This window comes from Blattabacterium cuenoti, assembly GCF_014252035.1.
GTDB lineage: Bacteria > Bacteroidota > Bacteroidia > Flavobacteriales > Blattabacteriaceae > Blattabacterium > Blattabacterium cuenoti_Z.
Map to the genome: position 1 here is coordinate 587,232 of NZ_CP059207.1, position 21,172 is coordinate 608,403.

Here is a 21,172-nt window from a genome sequence, read left to right on the forward strand (position 1 = left end):
TTTATTCATTAATAAAAATCTTTTTCTATAATAACCCATTCCCCATTTTCTAAAAAAGATTCTACCTGTTTAAATTTAATTTTTTTAGTTACTCCTGTGATCAAATGTCGAATATTAACTTTATTATTTCTTCCTATTTTCTTTTTTTTTTCTTTTGTCATTATTAAAGAATTGTTGAATTCTAAATTATTATTTAATAATATATTACTTGTTATTATATATGATCTTAGAAGGAAAGAAATTATTTTTCTATTAATTTCATAAACTTTATCTTGAAATAAATTGAAAGCATTTTGTTTATAAACTACAAGAGGGTCTTTTTGTTCAAAAACAGCATTTTGTACTGAATGACGTAAATTATCCATTTCTCTTAAATGTTCTTTCCATTTATCATCCATGAAACATAATATAGCTTTTTTTTCAAGTATTGAAAATAATGATTTACCTTTGGTATCATATAATTCTTTCAAATTAGAAGTAATAATAATATTACTATGTCCATCTGTAAATATGGATTGTATTTGGTATATTTCTCTATTATTTTCAGAAATTTCTTTATCATTTAAAATAGGATTAATATTTTGATTAATTATTTTTTCTTTTCTATTATCATAAAATTCTATAATATAATCATGAAGTTTTTTAATACAATCAAATTCTTGGTATAAAAAAAATTTATTTTCTTGAAATGGTAGTTTTATGCCAAAAATATGAAAAAATTCATATTCCATATTTCTAAAATCATTTATAGATTTATTTATATTGATCATTATATCCAATAAAACGGATATCATATTGGATATGTCTAAACTCAATTCATTTTTACATAATGCATTTCTACGTTTTTTATAGACAAATTCTCTTTGTTTATTAATAACATCATCATAATCTAATAAACGTTTACGCATACTAAAATTATTATCTTCTATTTTCTTTTGTGCTTTTTCAATAGATTTTGTTAGTAAAGGATGTTGTATAATATCTCCTTCCTTATGTCCAAATCTATCCATTAATTTTGATAATTTTTCGGAATCAATAAATAAACGAATCAAATTATCTTCTAGAGATACATAAAATTGAGAACTTCCTGGATCTCCTTGTCTTCCTGATCTTCCTCTTAATTGATTATCTACTCTTCTAGAATCATGCCTTTCTGTACCTAAAACTGCTAAACCTCCATTTTGAATTACTTCTTTTGACAATTTAATATCAGTTCCACGTCCAGCCATATTTGTTGCTATAGTAACAGCACTAGGAAAACCTGCTTTTGCTATGATATCTGCTTCTTTTTCATGTAATTTTGCATTTAAAACATTATGTATAATTTTCCTGAATTTTAGTGCTCTACCTAAAAATTCAGAAATATCAACAGAAGTAGTTCCAACGAGAACTGGTCTTTTCTCCTTTTGTGATAAACTAATTATTTTATCTATAATAGCATTATATTTTTCTCGTTTTGTTTTAAAAACAAGATCTTGTAAATCTTTTCTTATTATAGGTTTATGTGTAGGAATAACTACTACATCTAATTTATAGATATCCCAAAACTCCCCAGATTCTGTTTCTGCAGTACCTGTCATTCCGGATATTTTATTATACATTCTAAAATAATTCTGTAAAGTTATTGTAGCAAGAGTTTGACTTGATGATTCTATCTTAACATTTTCTTTTGCTTCTATAGCTTGATGTAAACCATCAGAATAACGTCTTCCTTCCATGATACGACCAGTTTGTTCATCCACTATTTTTACTTTACCTCCTAATACAACATAATCGACATCTTTTTCAAATAAAGTAAATGCTTTAAGTAATTGATTAATAGTGTGTATTCTACGTGATTTTATAGAAAAATTTTTTAGAAGTTTTTCTTTTTCTTTTATTTCTATTTCTTTTGGAAAATTTTTATTTTCTAATTCATAAAGTTCTAGGTTTATATCTGGCAGTATAAAAAAACTTACATCCTCTACATTTTCGGATAAAAATTCAATTCCTTTATCTGTTAATTCAACTGTATTATTTTTTTCATCAATAACAAAATATAAATCTTTATCCACCTGATACATTTCTCTTCCTTGATCTTGTAAATATTTACTCTCTGTTTTTTGTAAAATAAAACGAATATTTTCTTCACTTAAAAATTTGATCAGAATTTTTTTCTTTGGTAAACCTCTATATGCTTGAAATAATTTAAAACCTCCTAATTTTTTATTTCCACTATTTATCAAATTTTTAGATTTTTGTAATAAATTATTAACTACTAAATTTTGTTTTTTGACAAGGATTTGTACTTTATTTTTTAATAATTCAAATTCGTTTTTATTGTCAATTTTAGAATCAACAGGTCCTGATATAACTAAAGGAGTACGTGCTTCATCTATTAAAACAGAATCTATTTCATCTATGATAGCATAATTTAATTCTCTTTGCACCAATTCATCCTTATAAAGAGCCATATTATCGCGAAGATAATCAAATCCAAATTCATTATTTGTTCCATAAGTTATATCTGCTTCATAAGCTTTTTTGCGCATTATAATATTGGATGAAGGATAATAATCAATACAATCGACTTTTAACTGATGAAATTCCATTAAAGGAGACATCCAATTTGTATCTCTTTTAGATAAATAATTATTAACAGTAACAATGTGTACTCCTTTTCCCAAAAGAGCATTTAAATAAGCAGTTAAAGTTGCTACAAAAGTTTTACCTTCTCCTGTTGCCATTTCTGCTATTTTACCTTGATGCAAAACAATTCCTCCCATTAACTGTACATCATAATGTACCATATCCCAAATTATTTTTTTACCACAAGCATTCCATTCGTTTTTCCAAATTGCATATTTACCATCTAGTAAAACATAAGATTTTACTTTTGATAATTCTTGATCAAAAAGAGTTTTTTTAACAATAAGTTTTTTCTTTTCTTTAAATCGTTTAGATGTTTCCTTAATGACTGCAAAAGCTTTCGGTAGAAGAAATGTAAGTATATCTTTTTCTATTTTAGAAATATGATTTTTTATTTTATCTATATAAGAATAAGTTTTTTCTATAAATTTAATAGAATAAGATTTTTTATCTTCTAATGTTTTTAGTAGTTTTTTTTCTTCTTGATAAAATTTATCTGTATGATTCTGTATAGTCTTTTTAAACTCCAGAGTTTTATTTCTCAATTCATCATCAGATAAAGAAAACATATTTTTCTCTTCTTCTTTAATTTGAAATAAAATTTTCTTTATCTCCTTTATATCTTTATCATTTTTATTTTCTAAAAATTTATTTAGTATTTTTTTAATAAAACTCATGACATCACAATAATAGTTAATTATTTACATTGTTATAAAAATTTAAAGTTCATATTCATCTCTATTCCAATAAAAATCTTCATCATCTTTTGGGTAATCTGCCCATATATCCTCTATGGATTCAAAAACCTCACCATCTCCATTTTCTAATTGCTGAAGATTTTCAACTACTTCAAGAGGAGCACCAGTACGAATAGCAAAATCTATCAATTCTTCCTTAGTTGCAGGCCAAGGAGCATCTTCTAAATGAGAAGCTAATTCTAAAGTCCAATACATATTTAATCAATATTTTTATAAAAAAATCAAAAAAAAATAATATTTTTATATATTTGATTTTCAAAAATCAATGAACTTTTTCATAATAAAAACCACAAGATATAATTAGTGAGTTTAAATTACAAATAAATTGTATGAAAAAGTTTCCAAAAATTGTATTTATAGGTTCTACTTCTTTTTCTTTACAATCTTTAAAAGAATTGTATATTAAAAAATATAATATTGTAGGAATTATAACAAGACCTGATAATATTTTTTCCAGAAAAAAAGAAAAAATTTTTTCACCTATAAAAAAATATGCTATAGAACATGAAATTCCATTATTACAACCGAAAAATCTTCTTGATTCTTTTTTTTTAAAAGAATTAAAAAAATGGAATCCTGATATACAAATAGTTGTTTCTTTCCGAATATTACCAAAAAAAGTATGGAATTTTCCTAAAATGGGATCATTAAATTTACATGCTTCTTTACTACCTCAATATAAAGGAGCTGCGCCTATTAATTGGGCTATTATTAATGGAGAAACTGAAACTGGAATAACTACTTTTTTCATAGAAAAAAATATAGATTCTGGAAAAATTTTATTACAAAAAAAAATGAAAATCGGAAAAAGAGAAACTGCAGGAGAACTTGAAAATAAATTAAAAAAATACAGTGGATCTTTAATTATAAAAACTTTAGAAGGAATTATAAATAACAAAATAACACCTATTATCCAAAAAATAGATATGAATTATTCATTAAAATTAGCACCTAAAATATATAAAAAAGACTGTAGAATTCAATGGAAAATTCATTCTATAGATTATATTTATAACAAAATAAGAGGATTGAGTCCATTTCCTACTGCATGGACGTTATTATTTATCAAAAATAAATTTTTTATATTTAAAATTTTTTTTGCTGAAAAAATAATAGAACAACATGATTTTACAATTGGATCAGTTTTTATTACGTTATATAAAATGAAAATATCAGTAAAAGAAGGATTTCTATCCGTTATAGAAGGACAAATAGAAGGAAAAAATAGAATGAACGTTAAAAATTTAATTAATGGATTAAAAAATAATAAAAATATTTTTGTTAAATAACAAATAATCGAATATTTTACGTTAATTATTTCATTGTTAGAATTAAACATTTAAAATTAAACATTTATATATATAAATTCATGAATAAAACAGAACTAGTTAATTCAATAGCAGAAAAAACTGGAATAACAAAAATAAAAGCTAAAAATGTTACAGATGCATTTATTGAAACTGTTATAGAATCTCTAAAAAAAGGAGATAAAGTAACTTTAGTAGGTTTTGGTACTTTTTCTGTTGTTGAAAGGAGTCCAAGAAATGGGGTAAACCCTAGAACTGGAAAAAAAATATATATTCCAGGAAAAAAAGTAGCTAAATTCAAAATAGGTGCAGAATTAACAAAATTGTAATAATAAAAAAAATAATAAGCTTATTTATTTTATTAGTAGTATTTTTTGATATTATTTTGTGATATGACAGGAGTAGTATAACATATACAAATAATGATAATTATTTAATAATATCTAATATATACTACTAATTATTTTGTTATTAAATTAATAATATGCTTTTTATTACTAACTTACTATTATATTATTATGGATATAATCTATATATTTTCCATTCATTTTCTTCTTCTACTACCAACCTTTTTTTTTCTAATGTTTGGTGATTATTAGTAGTAACAACATCATAAGTAGTAGTATAATATACTAATCTATCATGAAGCCTATTTTCTTGTCCTTCCCAGAATTCCATTCTATATGGTTTTATAATATAACCACCCCAACTAAAAGGACGTTTTACGGAATTATTTTTGAAAAACTCATTCCATTCGTTATATTGATTTAATAAATTTTCTCTAGAAGATATAATACTACTTTGTTTAGAAATCCAACTTCCTATTTGATGACCTTTAGGTCTTTTTTTAAAATATTTATCTGATTTTTCTTTTTTTACTTTTGATGCATTTCCCTTAATAATAATTTGTCTTTCTGTATTTTTCCAATAAAAGGAAATACAAGTTTTTGGAAATCTTTTAATAGACCTACCTTTAGAACTATAGTAATTTGTATAAAAAATAAATCCATTTTTAGAATATTCTTTTAGTAAAACAATTCTTGTTTCAGGAACTCCATCCTCTCCAATAGTAGAAATTGACATAGCATTAATTTCATCATTATCATTACAAAATTTTTTCTCTTGTTCAAACCATTTATGAAATAGTTCAAATGGATCTTCCGGAACTTTATCTTCCAATAAAACATGTTTTTTTTTATAATTTTTTCTGTAATCACTTAAATCAAGATTCATATATTATTATTAAATTATATAAATTTATTTCGTTTATGAATACTATTCAATAGTAAAATTATAAAAGAAGGCGTGATAGCTCAGTTGGTTAGAGCGTTGGATTCATAACCCAGAGGTCGGGGGTTCAAATCCCCCTCACGCTATTATGATCTAAATAAATAATTTAAACAACAAGACATGAAGATATGCATTTCTTTGTTTCTAGTCTTTACTTATTTAAAAAACTATGTTTACTATTAAATAATACAAATAACAATTCAAATACGGTATACTTTGTTTTCGAGATTAAAAATAATAAAAAGAAACTTACTATTACAAGTTTTTCTAATTTGGAAAAAAGTTACTATATAAATACGGATATACATATTTATATCAAAAAACATACGGAAAAAAAAATTATTATACATAGTAAATTTATTACAGATATACTTAGTACTCTTACCAAAGAAATTATTTGTATCAAAAAAGAAAAAAATGTATTAAATATTTTATCTTTTCAAGGGTCTTTTAAAATTCCTATTATTCAAAAAAAATTCAATATATCTAAAAAAAGTTTATTAAATAAGAATAATAAAATGTATATTTTATCGAATATACTTTTAAAAGTACTAAATAACATTCTTTCTTATGTAGAAAAGATCAAATTATTTCAAAATATTATAAGCGGAATATATTTTCATTTTTCCAAAAATGAATCCAACTTTTTTTTTACTAATAATTTTATATTAGTAAAATATACTGTAAAATATATAAAGTTTGAAGATGTAAAATTTTTTATTCCCAAAAATACTGTTAATATTCTTCATAATTTTTTAAAATATGATAAAAATCATTATAATATAAAAATTAAGTATAATAGTAAAACTATAATTTTTTTTCTAAAAAATTATAGTTTTACATCAAAATTATTGGATAATAAAAAATATAAAAATTACAACTTTTTTATTCCTAAGGTAAAATTTGATGTTTTATTTATTATTAATAGAATTTTATTTTTAAATACTATTAAAAGATTATTCATTTTATCAGATAAGAAAATAATAAAATTTTTTTATTTAAAAATTATGAATGGTAAATTAAGTATTTTAAACCAAAATAATTGTTGTAGTTTACAAATTAATTGTAAATATATTTTTTTTAATTCATTAAATAAAAAAATTAAAATGGGATTTAATTATCAATTTATAATTGATATATTATCTCATTTAAAAAATGATTTCATATATTTTGAATTATATAATTCAAATAAAATGGGAATATTAAAAACAAAACCTAATCAAAAAATAAAAGAATTCATTTCTATATTAATTATGTCAATAATGTAATAAATAATAAAATAAAATACTAAATTAGTAATGATAATATCATATAATTGGATTAAAGAATATATATCTACTGATTTTAATGTAAATCAAATATCTAATACACTGAGTGATATTGGTTTACCTGTAAAAAATATCAAAAAAATATTTCATAATGAAATGAAAGATTATATTCTAGATGTGGAAATCACACCCAATCGAACTGATGCAATGAGTCATTACGGAATAGCAAGAGATTTATATGCTGTTTTAAAATTTCGTGGAAATAAAGTTTTATTATCTAAACCTCCAATAATAAGTGATGATGAAAAAATATATAATAGTAATATTGATTACTTTAATATTAAAATTTTTGAAAAAAATAAATATTTTATAAAAAGATATTCTGGAATGTCTATTTTTCAAGTAAAAATAGATAATTCTCCAGATTGGTTAATTTTTCGATTAAAATCGATAGGAATAAAAACAATAAACAATATAATAGACATTACAAACTTTGTAAGTAATGAATTAGGATTGCCTATACATGTATTTGATTTAGATAAAATAAAAGGAAATAAAATTCTTATAAAGAATTCAAATAAAGATAATATTTTTCATTTAAAAGAAAATGTCAAAAAAAAATTAAATCTAGAAAATTTTTTTGTTATATATGATGAAAAAAAACCATTATCCATAGCAGGTATTATTCCTGACAATAGGTCTATTGTAAATAAAAATACAAAAAATATATTTTTAGGAATTGCTTGTTTTGATTTTTCTGTCAATCATTCTATTAAAAAATATTTAAACATTGATAAACAATCCCAAAACATATTTGAAAAAAGAAAAATAGAACCATATCAATCTCTTTTTGCATTAAATAGAACATCTTTTCTTATAAATCAGATAATAAATACAAAAAAAATTTTTTCCAAAATTATTGATTTTTATCCTACACCAAATAAACCATTAATAATTAAATTACGTTATAAAAGAATAAAAAATATATTAGGAAATAGTATATCAAAAAATAAAATAAAAAAAATACTTTCATTATTAGAAATAACTATTAAATCAGAAGATCATAAATGTTTATCAGTCATTGTTCCTATTTATAGAACAGATGTTCATAGAGAAATAGATTTAATAGAAGAAATATTACGTATTTATGGAGTAAATAAAATAAAAATACCTAATAAAGTAAAAATATCACCACTTCCTAATTTTTTTCATAAAACAGAATGGAATATACAAAAAATTTTAATTGGAAAATTAATTTCTTATGGATTTAAAGAAATTATATCTTCAACTATGAGAAATATGGATAAATATTCTTTATTGCTTAATTATTTTATGAAAATAAAAGAAATTAGTGTCATAAATCCTATTAATAAAAATTCTAAATTTTTGAGAAATAGTTTATTATTTGGAATGATAGATTCTGTATCATACAACTATGATAGAGGAATAAATAATATAAAATTTTTTGAAATAGGAAAAATATACTATAAAAAAAATGGAAAATTATTTGAAAAAAAAAAATTAGGTATTCTTATATCAAAAAAATATCATATTGAAAATGAAAATTTTTTCTATTTAAAAGGTATTATTGAACAAATATTTCAAAAAAGTGGAATTATAAATTATACACAAAAATATTCAAATCATCCATTATTAAAAAATGGTATATCTATATTATATAATAATAAAAATTTAGTAGAATTAGGAAAATTGAAAAAAATTATTGGAAAAAATAATCATATATTATTCTACGCAGAAATAGATTGGGAATATCTAATTTCTATTATTCAAGAAGTAAATGTTATTTTTTTTCCATTATCAATATATCCTTCTTCAAAAAGAGATTTATCTTTTATTGTCAATGACAAAATTTCTTTTGAAGAAATAAATCAATTAATAAAAAATCAAAAAGATAAATTGATAAAAAAAATACGGATATATGATTTTTATCAAGGAAAAAATATTCCTAATTCAAAAAAATCGTATACTATTAATTTTTTATTTGAAAGTGAAAAAAAAACATTATCTAATGAAGAAATTAGATCATCAATGAAAAAAATAGAAAATACTTTAATAGAAAAATTAGATGCTGAAATAAGAAATAAGTAGTTAATATAATTCTTTTAAAACTTGTTCAAATCCTGTTACTTTGTCTATTATATCAGGTATTTTTTTTATATGAATTCTTTTTTGTTTCATTGTATCTCTATATCTAACAGTTACTGTATTCGTTTCTACAGTTTTATAATCTACAGTAAAACATAAAGGTGTTCCTATTGCATCTTGTATTCTATATAATTTTCCTATAGATGCTTTTTGAGAATAAACTAATCTATAATTAATTTTTATTTTATTAAAAATTTTTTTTGCTATTTCCGGTAATCCATCTTTTTTAACTAATGGAAATATTGCTGCTTTTACAGGAGATAAAAATGATGGAAGTTTTAATACTGTACGTTCTGTTCCATTTTCTAATTTTTCTATTTCTAAGGAAGAAGAAAATATGGCTAAAAAAACACGATCTAATCCTAAAGAGGTTTCTATTACATAAGGAATGTAGTTATTTTTATTTGAATCAAATACTCTAAATTTTTTATTAGATAAAGATTCATGTTTTTTTAAATCAAAATCTCTACGGCAATGTATTCCTTCTATTTCTTTGAATCCAAATGGAAAATTGAATTCTATATCAGTACCTGCACTAGCGTAGTGGGCAAGATTTTTATGATAACTTAATTTATATTTATTATCTCCTAATTTTAACAATAAATGCCATTTAAAACGAATATTTTTCCAATATTCATACCATTTTTTTTCTTCATTTGGATGTATAAAAAATAACATTTCCATTTGTTCAAATTCACGTAATCTAAACAAAAATTGTCTTGCTATTATTTCGTTTCTAAATGATTTTCCTATTTGAGCTACTCCAAATGGTATTTTCATTCTACTAGATTTTTTAATGTTATTAAAATTAGAGAATATACCTTGAGATGTTTCTGGACGAAGAAATAAATCTTTTTCTATTTCTTCCTTAATTTTAAACATCATATTAAAATAACGAATTTTTGTCCAATTTTTTGTTCCAGAAACAGGATCACAAATATTTAATTCATCAATTAAAATTCTGATATCTGAATAATTTTTTTCTTTTAACGATTTAGATAAACGAAAAAATATTTCTTTTTTTCTTTTAGAACATTTTGAAAAATTATTTTCTACATATTTTTTAATTAGAATATCAGGACAATATCTTTTTTTAGAATCTTTATTATCTATTAATAACTCATTAAATTCATCAATATGTCCAGAAGCTTTCCAAATATTAGGATGCATCAGAATAGATGAATCTAATCCTACTATATTTTTATGAAGAAATACCATTGATCTCCACCAATATTCTTTAATATTATTTTTTAACTCAACACCATACTGACCATAATCATAAACAGCATTCAATCCTCCATAAATTTCGCTAGAAGAGAAAATGAATCCATTATTTTTTGCATGGGAAGCTAAAAAATGAATAAAATTTTTATTTTCTTGATTTTTAATCATCATGAAGATAAATACCTTTCTAAATCTAATGCAGCCATACATCCAGATCCAGCTGATGTTATAGCTTGCCTATAAATATAATCTTGAACATCTCCTGCAGCAAATATTCCTGGTTTATTTGTCATAGTTCTTCCTTTTTTTGTAATAATATATCCATTTTTATTTAATTCTAATTCATTTTTAAATATACTTGTATTAGGAATATGTCCTATTGCTATAAATAATCCGCTAATTGAAATTATATTTTTGGTTTTATTTTTATTATTAAGTATTTTGATTGATTCCAAAAAATCATTACCTATAATTTCTATAACATTAGAATTATACAAAATATATATATTTTTTTTACTAAAAATGCGATTCTGTAAAATTTTAGAAGCTCTTAAGTAATCTTTCCTAACTAATAAATATACTTTTCTACAAATATTAGATAAATAATTAGCTTCTTCTAAAGCACTATCCCCTCCACCTACTACTGCTATATCCTTATTCCTATGAAAAAATCCATCACAAGTAGCGCAAAAGGAAATTCCTAAACCTATCAATCTTTTTTCGTTATCTATTCCTAAAAATTTTGGGCTTGATCCTGTTGCTATAATTACTCCTATACTTTTTATTATAGATTCTTTATTTAAAAAAATATAATGTATTCCTTTTTTTTCAGTAGAAAAAGAAACTTTTGTAACAGATTTATTTATTATTTTAGTGTTAAAACGTTTTGCTTGTTTTCTACAATTATCCATAAAATCATTTCCACTAATTCCTTTTGGAAATCCAAGATAATTATCAATCATACTTGTAGTCGTTAATTGTCCACCTGGTTGAAAACCAGAAAATAAAATTGGATAAAGTCCTGCACGTGCAGCATAAATTGCCGATGAATAACCAGCAGGACCAGATCCAATAATTACACAATTATGTATTTTTTCCATATAAATTTTTTATATATTTTAATATTTTTACTATTTTATTTTAAAATAAAAAATAAAATGATATTTTTTAATATTTTTATAAAAAAGTTTTTATATATAAGTACAATAAAAAATAAAAATTTTGTATACTGTGTTATAAGAAAAAAATTTCTTATTTTTTCTCAGGAAGAATTAGTACGTCAATATGTAATCTTTTTATTAAAAAAAATAAAAAACTATAAAAATTCCAATATTATGGTGGAATTACCTATAAAAATAGGTAATCTATCCAAAAGGTTAGATATACTGGTATTATTAAATAATCAACCTCATATATTGGTTGAATGTAAATCACCTACTGTTCCTATAAACCAAAAAGTTTTTAATCAAATTGCTATATATAATAAAATCATACAGTCTCCTTATCTAATGATAAGTAATGGAATAAAAAATTTTGTTTATAAAGTAAATAAAATAAAAAAAAATTATTTTTTTATAAAATATATACCATAAATAATAAATATATAGATTTTCTATTATTTTTTTATAGAATGAATATATTCCACAATATCTATTAATTTATTAGAATAACCTACTTCATTATCATACCAAGAAATAACCTTTAAAAAATTTGGACTTAACATGATACTTGAATTTGCATCAAAAATGGAAATTCTTTTATCTCCTATAAAATCAGTTGATACTACAGCATCTTCCGTATAACCTAAAATTCCTTTTAAATAACCTTTAGAAGCTTTTTTTATACAATATTTAACAGATTTATAATCTGTACTATTTTTTAAATAAACTGTAAAATCTAACACAGAAACATCTGCAATAGGAACTCTAAAAGCCATACCAGTTAATTTTCCATTCAAATTTGGAATTATTTTTCCTACTGCATTTGCAGCTCCTGTGGAAGATGGTATAATATTAATTAATGAGGATCTTCCAGATCTCCAGTCTTTTTGTGAAATAGAATCTACTACTTTCTGAGTAGCAGTAGAGGCATGTATAGTAGTCATTAAACCTTCTAAAATTCCAAAATTATCATCCAATACTTTAACAATTGGAGATAAACAATTTGTAGTACAAGAAGCATTAGATATAATATGATGATTATTATTTATTTTTTTATGATTAACACCCATAACAAACATTGGAATATCATCATCTTTAGGAGGTGCTGATAATATCACTTTTTTAGCTCCTGAATTTAAATGTAAACTTGCTAAATTTTTTGTTAAGAAAAGTCCAGTAGATTCAATAACATATTCTACATTTAATTTTCCCCAAATTAATTTTGCTGGATCTTTTTCGCTAGTTACTCTTATCCGACTTCCATTTACAACTAAATAATTATCATTTTCTATATTAATATCCGCTTTAATATGACTATGAATAGAATCATATTTTAATATGTAAGCCAAATACTCTATGGGAATCAAATCATTTACAGATACAATTTCAATTTTTTTTCGATCCAAAGCGGATAGGAAAACTAGTTTTCCTATCCTGCCAATTCCATTTATTCCTATTTTAATAGACATAAAAAATTTTATTAATTTTTAACTTTTAGAAAAGTTATAAAAGTAGATGATGGTATTTCAACTTTTCCTATTTGACGCATTTTTTTCTTTCCTTTTTTTTGTTTATCTAAAAGCTTTTTTTTTCTAGAAATATCTCCACCATAACATTTATCTATTACGTTTTTTCTAAAAGATTTAATAGTTTCTCTTGCTATAATTTTTCCGGACATAGAAACTTGAATAGGTATAGAAAATTGATGTTTTGGTATTGATTCTGCTAATTTTTGACATACTTTTTTTGCTACAATAAAAGCTTCACTTTTATGAACCAATAAAGATAATGCCTCTATTTTTTCATGATTAACTAGTACGGTAATTTTTTTCAAATCTGATTCTTTATAACCGATGAAATTATAATCAAAAGAAGCATACCCTCTAGAAATGGTTTTTAATTTATCATAAAAATCAAATATAATTTCAGATAAAGGAATTTCAAAAGATATTTTTATTCTTCCAGACGTTAGATAATGCTGATTACCAATCATAGTTCCACGTTTATTAATACATAAAGATAATATATTTCCCATATATATATCTTTGGCAAATATTGTAACTGAAACATAAGGTTCTTCTATTTTTTTCAATTTTTCAGATTCTGGAAAATCTGAAGGATTATTAATAATTATTATTTCATTATTTTTAAAATAAACTTTATAAGAAACATTAGGAATAGTAATAATAACAGATACACCATATTCTCTTTCCAGTCTATCTCTAATAATTTCCATATGAAGCAACCCTAAAAAACCACAATGAAATCCAAATCCTAAAGCAGAAGAAGATTCAGATTTAAAAGTAAGAGAAGCATCGTTTAATTGCAATTTTTCTATTGAAGAACGTAATTCTTCATATTGATTAGAATCCACTGGATATAAACTAGCAAAAACCATAGGTTTTACTATGTCAAATTTTTCTATAGGTTCCAAAGCAGGATTATTTGCATCAGTTATTGTATCTCCTACTATAACCTCATGAGTATTTTTTATTCCAGAAATAATATATCCAACATCTCCTGTATTAATTTCATTTTTTGATATTCTTTTCAGTTGTAAAATTCCTATGTCATAAGCATAAAAAGTCTTTCCTGTAGACATGAATTTTAGTTTTTGCCCCTTTCGTATACAACCATTTTTTACTCTAAAAAAAACTTCTATTCCTGTAAAAGGATTATATAAAGAATCAAAAATAATAGCTTGTAATGGAGCTTTAGCATTTCCCTTTGGGCAAGGAATGCGTTTAACAATTTGATCTAATACATTTTTAATACCTAAACCTTTTTTAGCACTTACAGGAATAATATCTTCTTTTTTACATTCTACTAATTCTATTATTTCCTTCATTACTTCTTCTGAGGAATTGTATTCATATAAATCAATCTTATTTAAAATTGGTATTATAATAAGATTTTTTTTTAATGCTAAATAAAGGTTTGATATAGTTTGAGCTTGAACGCTTTTTGTACAGTCTATTACAAGTAAAGCTCCTTCACAAGCTGCAATAGAACGTGAAACTTCATAAGAAAAATCTACATGTCCAGGAGTATCTATTAAATTTAAAGTATATGTTTTATTTTGAAATACATATTTCATTTGTACTGCATGACTTTTTATTGTTATACCACGTTCTCTTTCTAACTCCATATCATCCAATAATTGATTTTTTTTTGCTTTAGATACTGTTTTTGTAAATTCTAATAAACGGTCTGCTAATGTACTTTTTCCATGATCTATATGTGCTATAATGCAAAAATTACGAATATTACGGATCATAATAATATGATAATTAAAAAATAACCTTGAAGGGGATCGAACCCATACCATAGAAATCGGAATTCTATATTCTATCCTATTAAACTACAAGGTCCATTATTTCATTCTTTATTTAATTTTATTATTAAATTTATTCATAGTATTTTGTAATCCATCTTTTACAAAAGACAATATTATTCTTGTTCCTAAATCTAATTTTGGGATAAGAAATTTTAATTCTTCATTTTTCCAATGACTTAATACATAATCTTCTATTTTTTTTTTAAAACTTTTTTTAATTCCAAAACGAAGTCTAGCATAATTTGAAGTTCCTATTTCTTTTTCTATGTTTTTCAATCCATTATGACCTCCATCACCTCCTTTTTCTCTTAAACGAAACATTCCAAAATCAAGATAAATATCATCTGAAATAACAAGTATTTTTTTTAAAAGAATTCTTTTTTTTATCATCCAATATTTTACTGATTTACCACTATAATTAATATAGGTAGAGGGTTTTAAAAAAAAAATAATTTTATTTTCATAATTTAATTTTGAAACTAATCCTAGTTTATCTTTTGAAAAAGAAAAAGAATGACTTTTAGAAAATTGATCTAATATCATAAATCCAATATTATGTCTTGTATTTTGGTAAATATTTCCAGGGTTACCTAATCCAATTATTAGAAATTTTTCCGATTTATTGATCATAATAATAAATTTTTTATACAGATTGTAATATATTATGAACTGTTATTCCTATATTCTCTGGAGACTTGACTATATGTACTCCATTCTTTTCTAATATATTCATTTTTACTTGTGCTGTTTCTATTTTTTTACCTACAATTGCTCCAGCATGCCCCATAGTTTTTCCTTCAGGAGCTGTTATACCTGCTATAAAAGCTATAATAGGTTTTTTATTTTTTTTCATTTTTATCCATTCAGATGCCTCAATTTCTAACTTTCCGCCTATTTCACCTATCATAACAATACATTCTGTTTCAGGATCTTCTAAAAATAATTTTAAAATATCTTTAACATTCATTCCAACAATAGTGTCTCCGCCAATACCTATTGCAGTAGAAATTCCATAACCCAATTTTACAATTTGATCTGCAGCTTCATATGTTAATGTTCCAGATCTAGAAATAATACCAATTTTACCTTTTTTATTAAAAATAGAATTAGGCATTATTCCTACTTTTGATTCTTTTGGAGAAATAATTCCAGGACAATTTGGACCAATTAATTTTGACTTATTTTCTTTTTTCAAAAATTCTTTTATTTTAATTATATCAGAAACTGGAATTCCTTCTGTAATACATACAATCAATTTAACATTGGCATATATAGATTCTATAATAGCATCTGCAGCAAAAAAATGAGGTACGAAAATAACGCTAACATCTGCTTTTGTTTTATTAATTGCTTCTTCTACAGTATTAAAAATGGGAATATTTAAACAAGTTGTTCCTCCTTTTCCTGGAGTGATCCCTCCAACAATAGAAGTTCCATAATTTATCATTTGTTCTGTATGAAATAATCCTTCTTTTCCAGTAAGTCCTTGTACAATGACTTTATTTTCTTTATTTATTAAAATACTCATGAAATTTTTTTTCTAAAAAATTTATCTTATTCTTTCTATATAAGATTCATTTTCTGTATTAATTTTTAATAGATCTCCTATATTAATAAAAGAAGGAACCAATAGTTTAGTTCCTGTTTCTAAAATAGCAATTTTATTTGTATTATTAATAGTATCTCCTTTTTTCATATTTTCTGTAAATTTAACTTTAAGAATGACAGTAGTAGGCATTTTTAAAAATAAAAAATCTTTTTTTTCATTATCTATTATGTGAAAAAAAAGACAAACTTTCGTGCCTTCTTTTAGAAATTTAATATTTTTTATCAATTTTTTTTCTATTTGTATTTGATCATAGGTATGATCATTCATAAAATAGAAAAAAAATTTATCTTTATATAAATACTTATAAAAATATGAATTTATTTTAGCTATTTTTAGTTGATGCTTCGATGAAAAATTATATTCCAATATATTTTCTGTAATAACATTTTTTAATTTAGTTCTTATGAATGGATATCCTTTTCCTGGTTTAACATGAAGAAAATCTATTACTTTATAAATATTTCCATTACATTGTATATAAATTCCTTTTTTAATATTGTTCATTTTTTTTAACTTTTACTATTTTTGCTATAACTTCTGCTTCAACTACAAGTTTTTTATTAACAAAACCTTTTCCTTTCATATGAACAATGCCTCTTTTTAAGGAATTTAACAAATGAACTTGAAAAATAATAATATCACCAGGAACTATTTTATGTTTAAATTTAACATTATCTATTTTAATAAAATATGTAGAATATAATTCTGGATTTTTAAATTTATTTAAAATAAGAATACCTCCAACTTGTGCTATAGCTTCTATTTGTAAAACTCCTGGCATTATCGGTTCATTAGGGAAATGACCTATAAAAAAAGATTCATTCATTGTAACATTTTTTACTCCTATTATATAATCGTTTTTTAAATCTATAATTTTATCTACTAATAAAAATGGAGGTTTATGTGGTAAAATATTCATAATATTCTTTATATCAAAAATAGGTTTTTTTTCTATGTTAAATTCAGGTATATACTTTATCTCATTTACTTTATTAATTTGATTTTTTAAATTATTTAATAATTGTAAAAAAATATAATTATCCGGATTATAAAAAATAAATTTTCCTTTTAATCTTAATCCTATTAATGATAGAAAACCTATAAAATCTAACAATAGACATTTAGCTATATCATTTTTTTCATTAGAAAAAATAGAAATAAAAGAAGACCTCATATTGTTTTTTATAATTTTTATTTTATTTTCTTTTTTCGATAAATAATCGATTCTTTTTATTACCGTTTTTTCTTTGAAATAGAAACAAAAATTACTTTTATTTTTTATTTTCTTTCCAAATCGATTCAAATATTTTGAAATAACATCCTGCACAAATAACTCTGAATCAGTAATAATCATTATTTCAAAATCATTACAAGGTAATGCAATAATCTCTCCTCCTGTTTTTTTATTCTCGTAATCAATTATTTCTTTTATAGAATAATACTTCCTTTTTGCATTTTGTTCTATAATACCTGCTTTTTCAATAACATCTACAAAAAATTTATAAGAATAATCCTCTATTATAGGTGGTTCTATATTATCTAACTCAATAATTACATTATCCAAATCCATACCTGTGAGAGCAGATAATACATGTTCAATTGCATATATTTTTAAACCATTTTTCTCTAAAATAATTCCTTTATCTATTTTTTCTTTCAATAAAAAAGAAAAATCTGCTTTTATACAATTTTTTCTTCCTATATCTGTTCTAATGAAAATAAAACCTGTATTTTCTGGAGCTGGTTTAAATGTTATTGTTATTTTCTTTTTAGTTTTTGTTCCAAATCCTTGTATCGAAATTTTTTCTGCAATAGTTTTTTGCTTTTCAAGCATAATATATTTTTATTTTATTTTTTTTACGAAAAACAGAATGTTTTATTCAAAATAAGTAGATTAATTCATAAAAAAATATAAAAACTTTATGTAATTTATTATAATATGATAAGACGTATCATTTTTTTTTTAACAGGATTTATTATTGGTATTTTAATATTATTTTTTATTTACCAAAAAATTTATATTTTAAAAATATAAAACTAAAAATATGATATATTATAACAACAAAAATAATTATTAATTATATTATATTAATTGTTCAATTTTTATGAAATATGAAAAGAACCTATCAACCTTCTAAAAGAAAAAAAGTAAACATCCATGGATTTATGAAACGAATGAATACAAAAAAAGGACGTATGATTATCTCTAGAAGGAGAAAAAAAGGTAGAAAAAGATTATCTGTTTACAACTATAAAAAATAATGAATTAGTAAATATGAAAATCTAAATGCTCTACATCTCCAATTTCTGGAATTTCTTTTCCTACTCCATGAAATTTTTTACCAGTGCTCATTAAGTTTTCATATGCAAAATGAAATGATAAATCTCCTATATCTACTATTTTTAATATTGAATTAATTTCCTTTTTTTGAAAATCTATTTTTTCAATAACATCCATCAAACCTATATCCACTGTAAATATATTCTTATCTTTATGAATTTGAACTTTTCTATATATTTTATATAAAATATTTTCTTTACTCTCTGGAATAGTAAAATAATATTTATAATTTTCCATAATATATTTATCTTTAATAGAATAAACTAATCCAGAAATAATAGATAAAGTATTATATTTTCTAATTATTTCTTTATGAAAGTCTTTTGGGACATTTCCAGCTTCTATAAGAATACAAGGATACCCTAACTTCTGCAAGTTATCTCCAGTAGCAGTAGGGTATATAATATCAGAAAATCTACTGATAGATCCAACGTTTGGTAAAATTTTATTAATTTCTTTTGCCATACAGTAAATAATTCCCATCGATATTTTTCTACTATTAGAAATTTTTTCTGTTCTAGAAGAGTTGTTGACAGATGGAGAAAGAAAAGATAAAATAGCAGGATTCAAAAATGAGTCACTTACATTATAAATGATTCTTTGATCATGTAAATTGAATAAAATATCCGGTTGATATTTTTCAATTTCGTTCAATAATATTTTTATTTCTGGAGATTGTAAAGAAATAACATCTCTATTTAAATCAATATTTATAGCGTTTCTTCTTTGAAATTTTTCTGCTCCATCTGGATTTAACATTGGAATAAATGAAATAGTTAAATTTTTTTTTAAAAATTTAACTATTTCATTATTTTCTTCTTTTGAAAAAAAATGAAGTAAATCAAATATAGATTTAGTACCTGTTGTTTCATTCCCATGCATTTGAGACCAAATAAGAATTTTTTTATTTCCATAACCCCACTTAATTCTAAAAATTTTTCTTTTTTCAACAGAAAAACCTATTTGAGAATACATATTCTCATAATTATTTAGTAATTCTAATAAATCATTATAGCTAAAAATTTTATAAAAACTGATTTTATCATCTTTAAAAAAAGAATCATAATCACGAAATAAAGATCTTATATCAAAAAAAAACATATATTATAATAAATAAAAATCAACCATTTTGCTTTTGCTAATTTTTATATTTCAAAATATATAAAATTTTTTATATAAGAAAGTTTTCATCAAAAATGTATTATGAATAAATACATATTACAATATGTAAATAGAAGTTGAATTTTTAGTTATGAAGAATTATTTTAAAATTAATTATATTGAATCTTTTTTAATAATAATAGCATTTACTGCTTTAAATTTTTTCAATGTAATTTTTAAGAAATTACTGATAATTATCAATTTACCAGATGGTATGGTATTTTCTATATCATATACTATTCCTTTTGTTTTATTATTCACATTTCTTTCTTATCAATGCCAAAAAAAAAGTATTGTCATAGATTTACCCATGAAACTTTCTCCATGGTACATATATATTATCATATTTTTCATGATGTTATCTATGATAATACTCAATGAGTATATTTCTTCTTTAGTTCCAAAAGAAGGTCCAATATTAGGTAATATGTATAAAGAAATTGAATTTTTTTTGAAAGAAGAAACTAAAAATCCAATTCCATTTTTTTCTACAACAGTATTACTGGCACCTATATGTGAAGAAGTTTTATTTAGAGGAATAATTTTAAACGGAATGTTAAAAAATAAAATACATCCAGTAAAAGCTATTTTGTTTTCATCTTTTTTATTTGGATTAACTCACATGAATCCATGGCAATTTGTTGGTGGACTTTTCGTTGGTAGTTTTATAGGATTTATATATTTTACAACATCATCTATTATTAACTGTATTTTATTGCATGTTTTCAATAATGCTTTTGCTTTATTTGCTATGTTTCTTTTCATGGAAAATGAAAAAATTGTTTCACAAGAAAAAAACATTAATTATTCATGGATAATTTTATTAATATCACTGATTATCATAACTATTGGTTCTTTTTTTCTTTTAAGAAAAAAAATGAAAAATCAAAATTTATAGAAGAAATTATTATTAAAAAATAATA

Annotated in this window: 19 protein-coding genes and 2 tRNA genes; 8 read left to right on the plus strand and 13 right to left on the minus strand. The window is 22.5% G+C overall.

The window, feature by feature from the left end:
* Nucleotides 1–8: 8 nt before the first annotated feature.
* Nucleotides 9–3,305 carry a preprotein translocase subunit SecA gene (secA, locus tag H0H49_RS02830; RefSeq protein WP_185864437.1) on the minus strand — a complete coding sequence of 1,099 codons (3,297 nt, stop codon included), beginning with the start codon at nucleotides 3,303–3,305 and terminating at the stop codon, nucleotides 9–11.
* Between the two features lie 42 nt (nucleotides 3,306–3,347).
* Nucleotides 3,348–3,581, minus strand: a complete 234-nt coding sequence (locus tag H0H49_RS02835; RefSeq protein ID WP_185864438.1) for a DUF2795 domain-containing protein — start codon at nucleotides 3,579–3,581, stop codon at nucleotides 3,348–3,350.
* 134 nt (nucleotides 3,582–3,715) lie between these two features.
* Here H0H49_RS02835 and fmt point away from each other — a divergent pair, with 134 nt between their 5' ends.
* Both fmt and H0H49_RS02845 read left to right on the plus strand, forming a co-directional pair.
* Entirely contained in the window at nucleotides 3,716–4,675 is a 960-nt protein-coding gene (gene fmt, locus H0H49_RS02840; RefSeq protein ID WP_185864439.1) for a methionyl-tRNA formyltransferase, read from the plus strand.
* A gap of 80 nt (nucleotides 4,676–4,755) precedes the next feature.
* On the plus strand, nucleotides 4,756–5,022 hold the full coding sequence (locus tag H0H49_RS02845; protein WP_185864440.1) for an HU family DNA-binding protein: 267 nt from the start codon (nucleotides 4,756–4,758) through the stop codon (nucleotides 5,020–5,022).
* A 187-nt stretch (nucleotides 5,023–5,209) separates the two neighbouring features.
* Here H0H49_RS02845 and pdxH read toward each other — a convergent pair whose 3' ends face one another.
* The gene (gene pdxH / locus H0H49_RS02850; RefSeq protein ID WP_185864441.1) at nucleotides 5,210–5,926 is read right to left on the minus strand and encodes a pyridoxamine 5'-phosphate oxidase; all 717 of its coding nucleotides are present in this window, start codon (nucleotides 5,924–5,926) and stop codon (nucleotides 5,210–5,212) included.
* A 69-nt stretch (nucleotides 5,927–5,995) separates the two neighbouring features.
* On the opposite strand from pdxH, the gene H0H49_RS02855 reads away from it, so the two are divergent.
* The 3 genes from H0H49_RS02855 (at nucleotide 5,996) to pheT (ending at nucleotide 9,360) form a co-directional block, all read left to right on the plus strand.
* A tRNA-Met gene (locus H0H49_RS02855) sits at nucleotides 5,996–6,069 on the plus strand.
* A 42-nt stretch (nucleotides 6,070–6,111) separates the two neighbouring features.
* Complete coding sequence (locus H0H49_RS02860; protein WP_185864442.1) at nucleotides 6,112–7,251, plus strand: DNA polymerase III subunit beta family protein; 1,140 nt, start codon at nucleotides 6,112–6,114, stop codon at nucleotides 7,249–7,251.
* Between the two features lie 30 nt (nucleotides 7,252–7,281).
* Nucleotides 7,282–9,360: a phenylalanine--tRNA ligase subunit beta gene (gene pheT / locus H0H49_RS02865; protein ID WP_185864443.1), complete on the plus strand. Its 2,079-nt coding sequence runs from the start codon at nucleotides 7,282–7,284 to the stop codon at nucleotides 9,358–9,360.
* On the opposite strand, the gene H0H49_RS02870 is transcribed toward pheT, so the two are convergent.
* Together H0H49_RS02870 and trxB are read right to left on the minus strand one after the other, a co-directional pair.
* Nucleotides 9,361–10,809 (minus strand): glycine--tRNA ligase, encoded by a 1,449-nt coding sequence (locus tag H0H49_RS02870; RefSeq protein WP_185864771.1) that lies wholly within the window; start codon nucleotides 10,807–10,809, stop codon nucleotides 9,361–9,363. It lies immediately after the preceding gene.
* Nucleotides 10,809–11,741 (minus strand): thioredoxin-disulfide reductase, encoded by a 933-nt coding sequence (gene trxB / locus H0H49_RS02875; RefSeq protein WP_185864444.1) that lies wholly within the window; start codon nucleotides 11,739–11,741, stop codon nucleotides 10,809–10,811. The genes H0H49_RS02870 and trxB overlap by 1 nt, the downstream gene beginning before the upstream one ends.
* Nucleotides 11,742–11,798: 57 nt before the next feature.
* Here trxB and H0H49_RS02880 point away from each other — a divergent pair, with 57 nt between their 5' ends.
* Nucleotides 11,799–12,233: a type I restriction enzyme HsdR N-terminal domain-containing protein gene (locus H0H49_RS02880; protein WP_185864445.1), complete on the plus strand. Its 435-nt coding sequence runs from the start codon at nucleotides 11,799–11,801 to the stop codon at nucleotides 12,231–12,233.
* 23 nt (nucleotides 12,234–12,256) lie between these two features.
* Here H0H49_RS02880 and gap read toward each other — a convergent pair whose 3' ends face one another.
* The 7 genes from gap to H0H49_RS02915 form a co-directional block, all read right to left on the minus strand.
* Nucleotides 12,257–13,270, minus strand: a complete 1,014-nt coding sequence (gap, locus tag H0H49_RS02885; protein WP_185864446.1) for a type I glyceraldehyde-3-phosphate dehydrogenase — start codon at nucleotides 13,268–13,270, stop codon at nucleotides 12,257–12,259.
* An 11-nt stretch (nucleotides 13,271–13,281) separates the two neighbouring features.
* A complete protein-coding gene (lepA, locus tag H0H49_RS02890) occupies nucleotides 13,282–15,078 on the minus strand; it encodes a translation elongation factor 4 (RefSeq protein WP_185864447.1) in 1,797 nt (598 codons plus the stop codon).
* Between the two features lie 21 nt (nucleotides 15,079–15,099).
* Nucleotides 15,100–15,172, minus strand: a tRNA-Arg gene (locus tag H0H49_RS02895).
* Between the two features lie 14 nt (nucleotides 15,173–15,186).
* Nucleotides 15,187–15,768: an aminoacyl-tRNA hydrolase gene (gene pth / locus H0H49_RS02900; RefSeq protein WP_185864448.1), complete on the minus strand. Its 582-nt coding sequence runs from the start codon at nucleotides 15,766–15,768 to the stop codon at nucleotides 15,187–15,189.
* A 13-nt stretch (nucleotides 15,769–15,781) separates the two neighbouring features.
* Nucleotides 15,782–16,666, minus strand: a complete 885-nt coding sequence (gene sucD, locus H0H49_RS02905; RefSeq protein WP_185864449.1) for a succinate--CoA ligase subunit alpha — start codon at nucleotides 16,664–16,666, stop codon at nucleotides 15,782–15,784.
* 21 nt (nucleotides 16,667–16,687) lie between these two features.
* Nucleotides 16,688–17,251, minus strand: a complete 564-nt coding sequence (locus H0H49_RS02910; RefSeq protein WP_185864450.1) for an elongation factor P — start codon at nucleotides 17,249–17,251, stop codon at nucleotides 16,688–16,690.
* Nucleotides 17,238–18,581, minus strand: coding sequence for a bifunctional UDP-3-O-[3-hydroxymyristoyl] N-acetylglucosamine deacetylase/3-hydroxyacyl-ACP dehydratase (locus tag H0H49_RS02915; protein ID WP_185864451.1), 1,344 nt, complete (start codon nucleotides 18,579–18,581; stop codon nucleotides 17,238–17,240). Before H0H49_RS02915 ends, H0H49_RS02910 begins: the two co-directional genes overlap by 14 nt.
* A 278-nt stretch (nucleotides 18,582–18,859) precedes the next feature.
* Between H0H49_RS02915 and rpmH the strand changes: the two genes are divergently transcribed.
* Nucleotides 18,860–19,009, plus strand: coding sequence for a 50S ribosomal protein L34 (gene rpmH, locus H0H49_RS02920; protein ID WP_185864452.1), 150 nt, complete (start codon nucleotides 18,860–18,862; stop codon nucleotides 19,007–19,009).
* 4 nt (nucleotides 19,010–19,013) lie between these two features.
* Here the strand turns inward: rpmH and H0H49_RS02925 are convergent, their stop codons facing one another.
* Nucleotides 19,014–20,189, minus strand: a complete 1,176-nt coding sequence (locus H0H49_RS02925) for a M14 family zinc carboxypeptidase (protein ID WP_185864453.1) — start codon at nucleotides 20,187–20,189, stop codon at nucleotides 19,014–19,016.
* A 151-nt stretch (nucleotides 20,190–20,340) separates the two neighbouring features.
* Between H0H49_RS02925 and H0H49_RS02930 the strand changes: the two genes are divergently transcribed.
* Nucleotides 20,341–21,147, plus strand: coding sequence for a type II CAAX endopeptidase family protein (locus H0H49_RS02930; protein ID WP_185864454.1), 807 nt, complete (start codon nucleotides 20,341–20,343; stop codon nucleotides 21,145–21,147).
* Nucleotides 21,148–21,172: the final 25 nt, after the last annotated feature.

Excerpts from the sequence above, each read along its gene's own strand:
- secA (WP_185864437.1), bottom strand. The coding sequence starts at position 3,305 with ATGAGTTTTATTAAAAAAATACTAAATAAATTTTTAGAAAATAAAAAT.
- H0H49_RS02835 (WP_185864438.1), bottom strand. The coding sequence starts at position 3,581 with ATGTATTGGACTTTAGAATTAGCTTCTCATTTAGAAGATGCTCCTTGG.
- fmt (WP_185864439.1), top strand. The coding sequence starts at position 3,716 with ATGAAAAAGTTTCCAAAAATTGTATTTATAGGTTCTACTTCTTTTTCT.
- H0H49_RS02845 (WP_185864440.1), top strand. The coding sequence starts at position 4,756 with ATGAATAAAACAGAACTAGTTAATTCAATAGCAGAAAAAACTGGAATA.
- pdxH (WP_185864441.1), bottom strand. The coding sequence starts at position 5,926 with ATGAATCTTGATTTAAGTGATTACAGAAAAAATTATAAAAAAAAACAT.
- H0H49_RS02860 (WP_185864442.1), top strand. The coding sequence starts at position 6,112 with ATGCATTTCTTTGTTTCTAGTCTTTACTTATTTAAAAAACTATGTTTA.
- pheT (WP_185864443.1), top strand. The coding sequence starts at position 7,282 with ATGATAATATCATATAATTGGATTAAAGAATATATATCTACTGATTTT.
- H0H49_RS02870 (WP_185864771.1), bottom strand. The coding sequence starts at position 10,809 with ATGATTAAAAATCAAGAAAATAAAAATTTTATTCATTTTTTAGCTTCC.
- trxB (WP_185864444.1), bottom strand. The coding sequence starts at position 11,741 with ATGGAAAAAATACATAATTGTGTAATTATTGGATCTGGTCCTGCTGGT.
- H0H49_RS02880 (WP_185864445.1), top strand. The coding sequence starts at position 11,799 with ATGATATTTTTTAATATTTTTATAAAAAAGTTTTTATATATAAGTACA.
- gap (WP_185864446.1), bottom strand. The coding sequence starts at position 13,270 with ATGTCTATTAAAATAGGAATAAATGGAATTGGCAGGATAGGAAAACTA.
- lepA (WP_185864447.1), bottom strand. The coding sequence starts at position 15,078 with ATGATCCGTAATATTCGTAATTTTTGCATTATAGCACATATAGATCAT.
- pth (WP_185864448.1), bottom strand. The coding sequence starts at position 15,768 with ATGATCAATAAATCGGAAAAATTTCTAATAATTGGATTAGGTAACCCT.
- sucD (WP_185864449.1), bottom strand. The coding sequence starts at position 16,666 with ATGAGTATTTTAATAAATAAAGAAAATAAAGTCATTGTACAAGGACTT.
- H0H49_RS02910 (WP_185864450.1), bottom strand. The coding sequence starts at position 17,251 with ATGAACAATATTAAAAAAGGAATTTATATACAATGTAATGGAAATATT.
- H0H49_RS02915 (WP_185864451.1), bottom strand. The coding sequence starts at position 18,581 with ATGCTTGAAAAGCAAAAAACTATTGCAGAAAAAATTTCGATACAAGGA.
- rpmH (WP_185864452.1), top strand. The coding sequence starts at position 18,860 with ATGAAAAGAACCTATCAACCTTCTAAAAGAAAAAAAGTAAACATCCAT.
- H0H49_RS02925 (WP_185864453.1), bottom strand. The coding sequence starts at position 20,189 with ATGTTTTTTTTTGATATAAGATCTTTATTTCGTGATTATGATTCTTTT.
- H0H49_RS02930 (WP_185864454.1), top strand. The coding sequence starts at position 20,341 with ATGAAGAATTATTTTAAAATTAATTATATTGAATCTTTTTTAATAATA.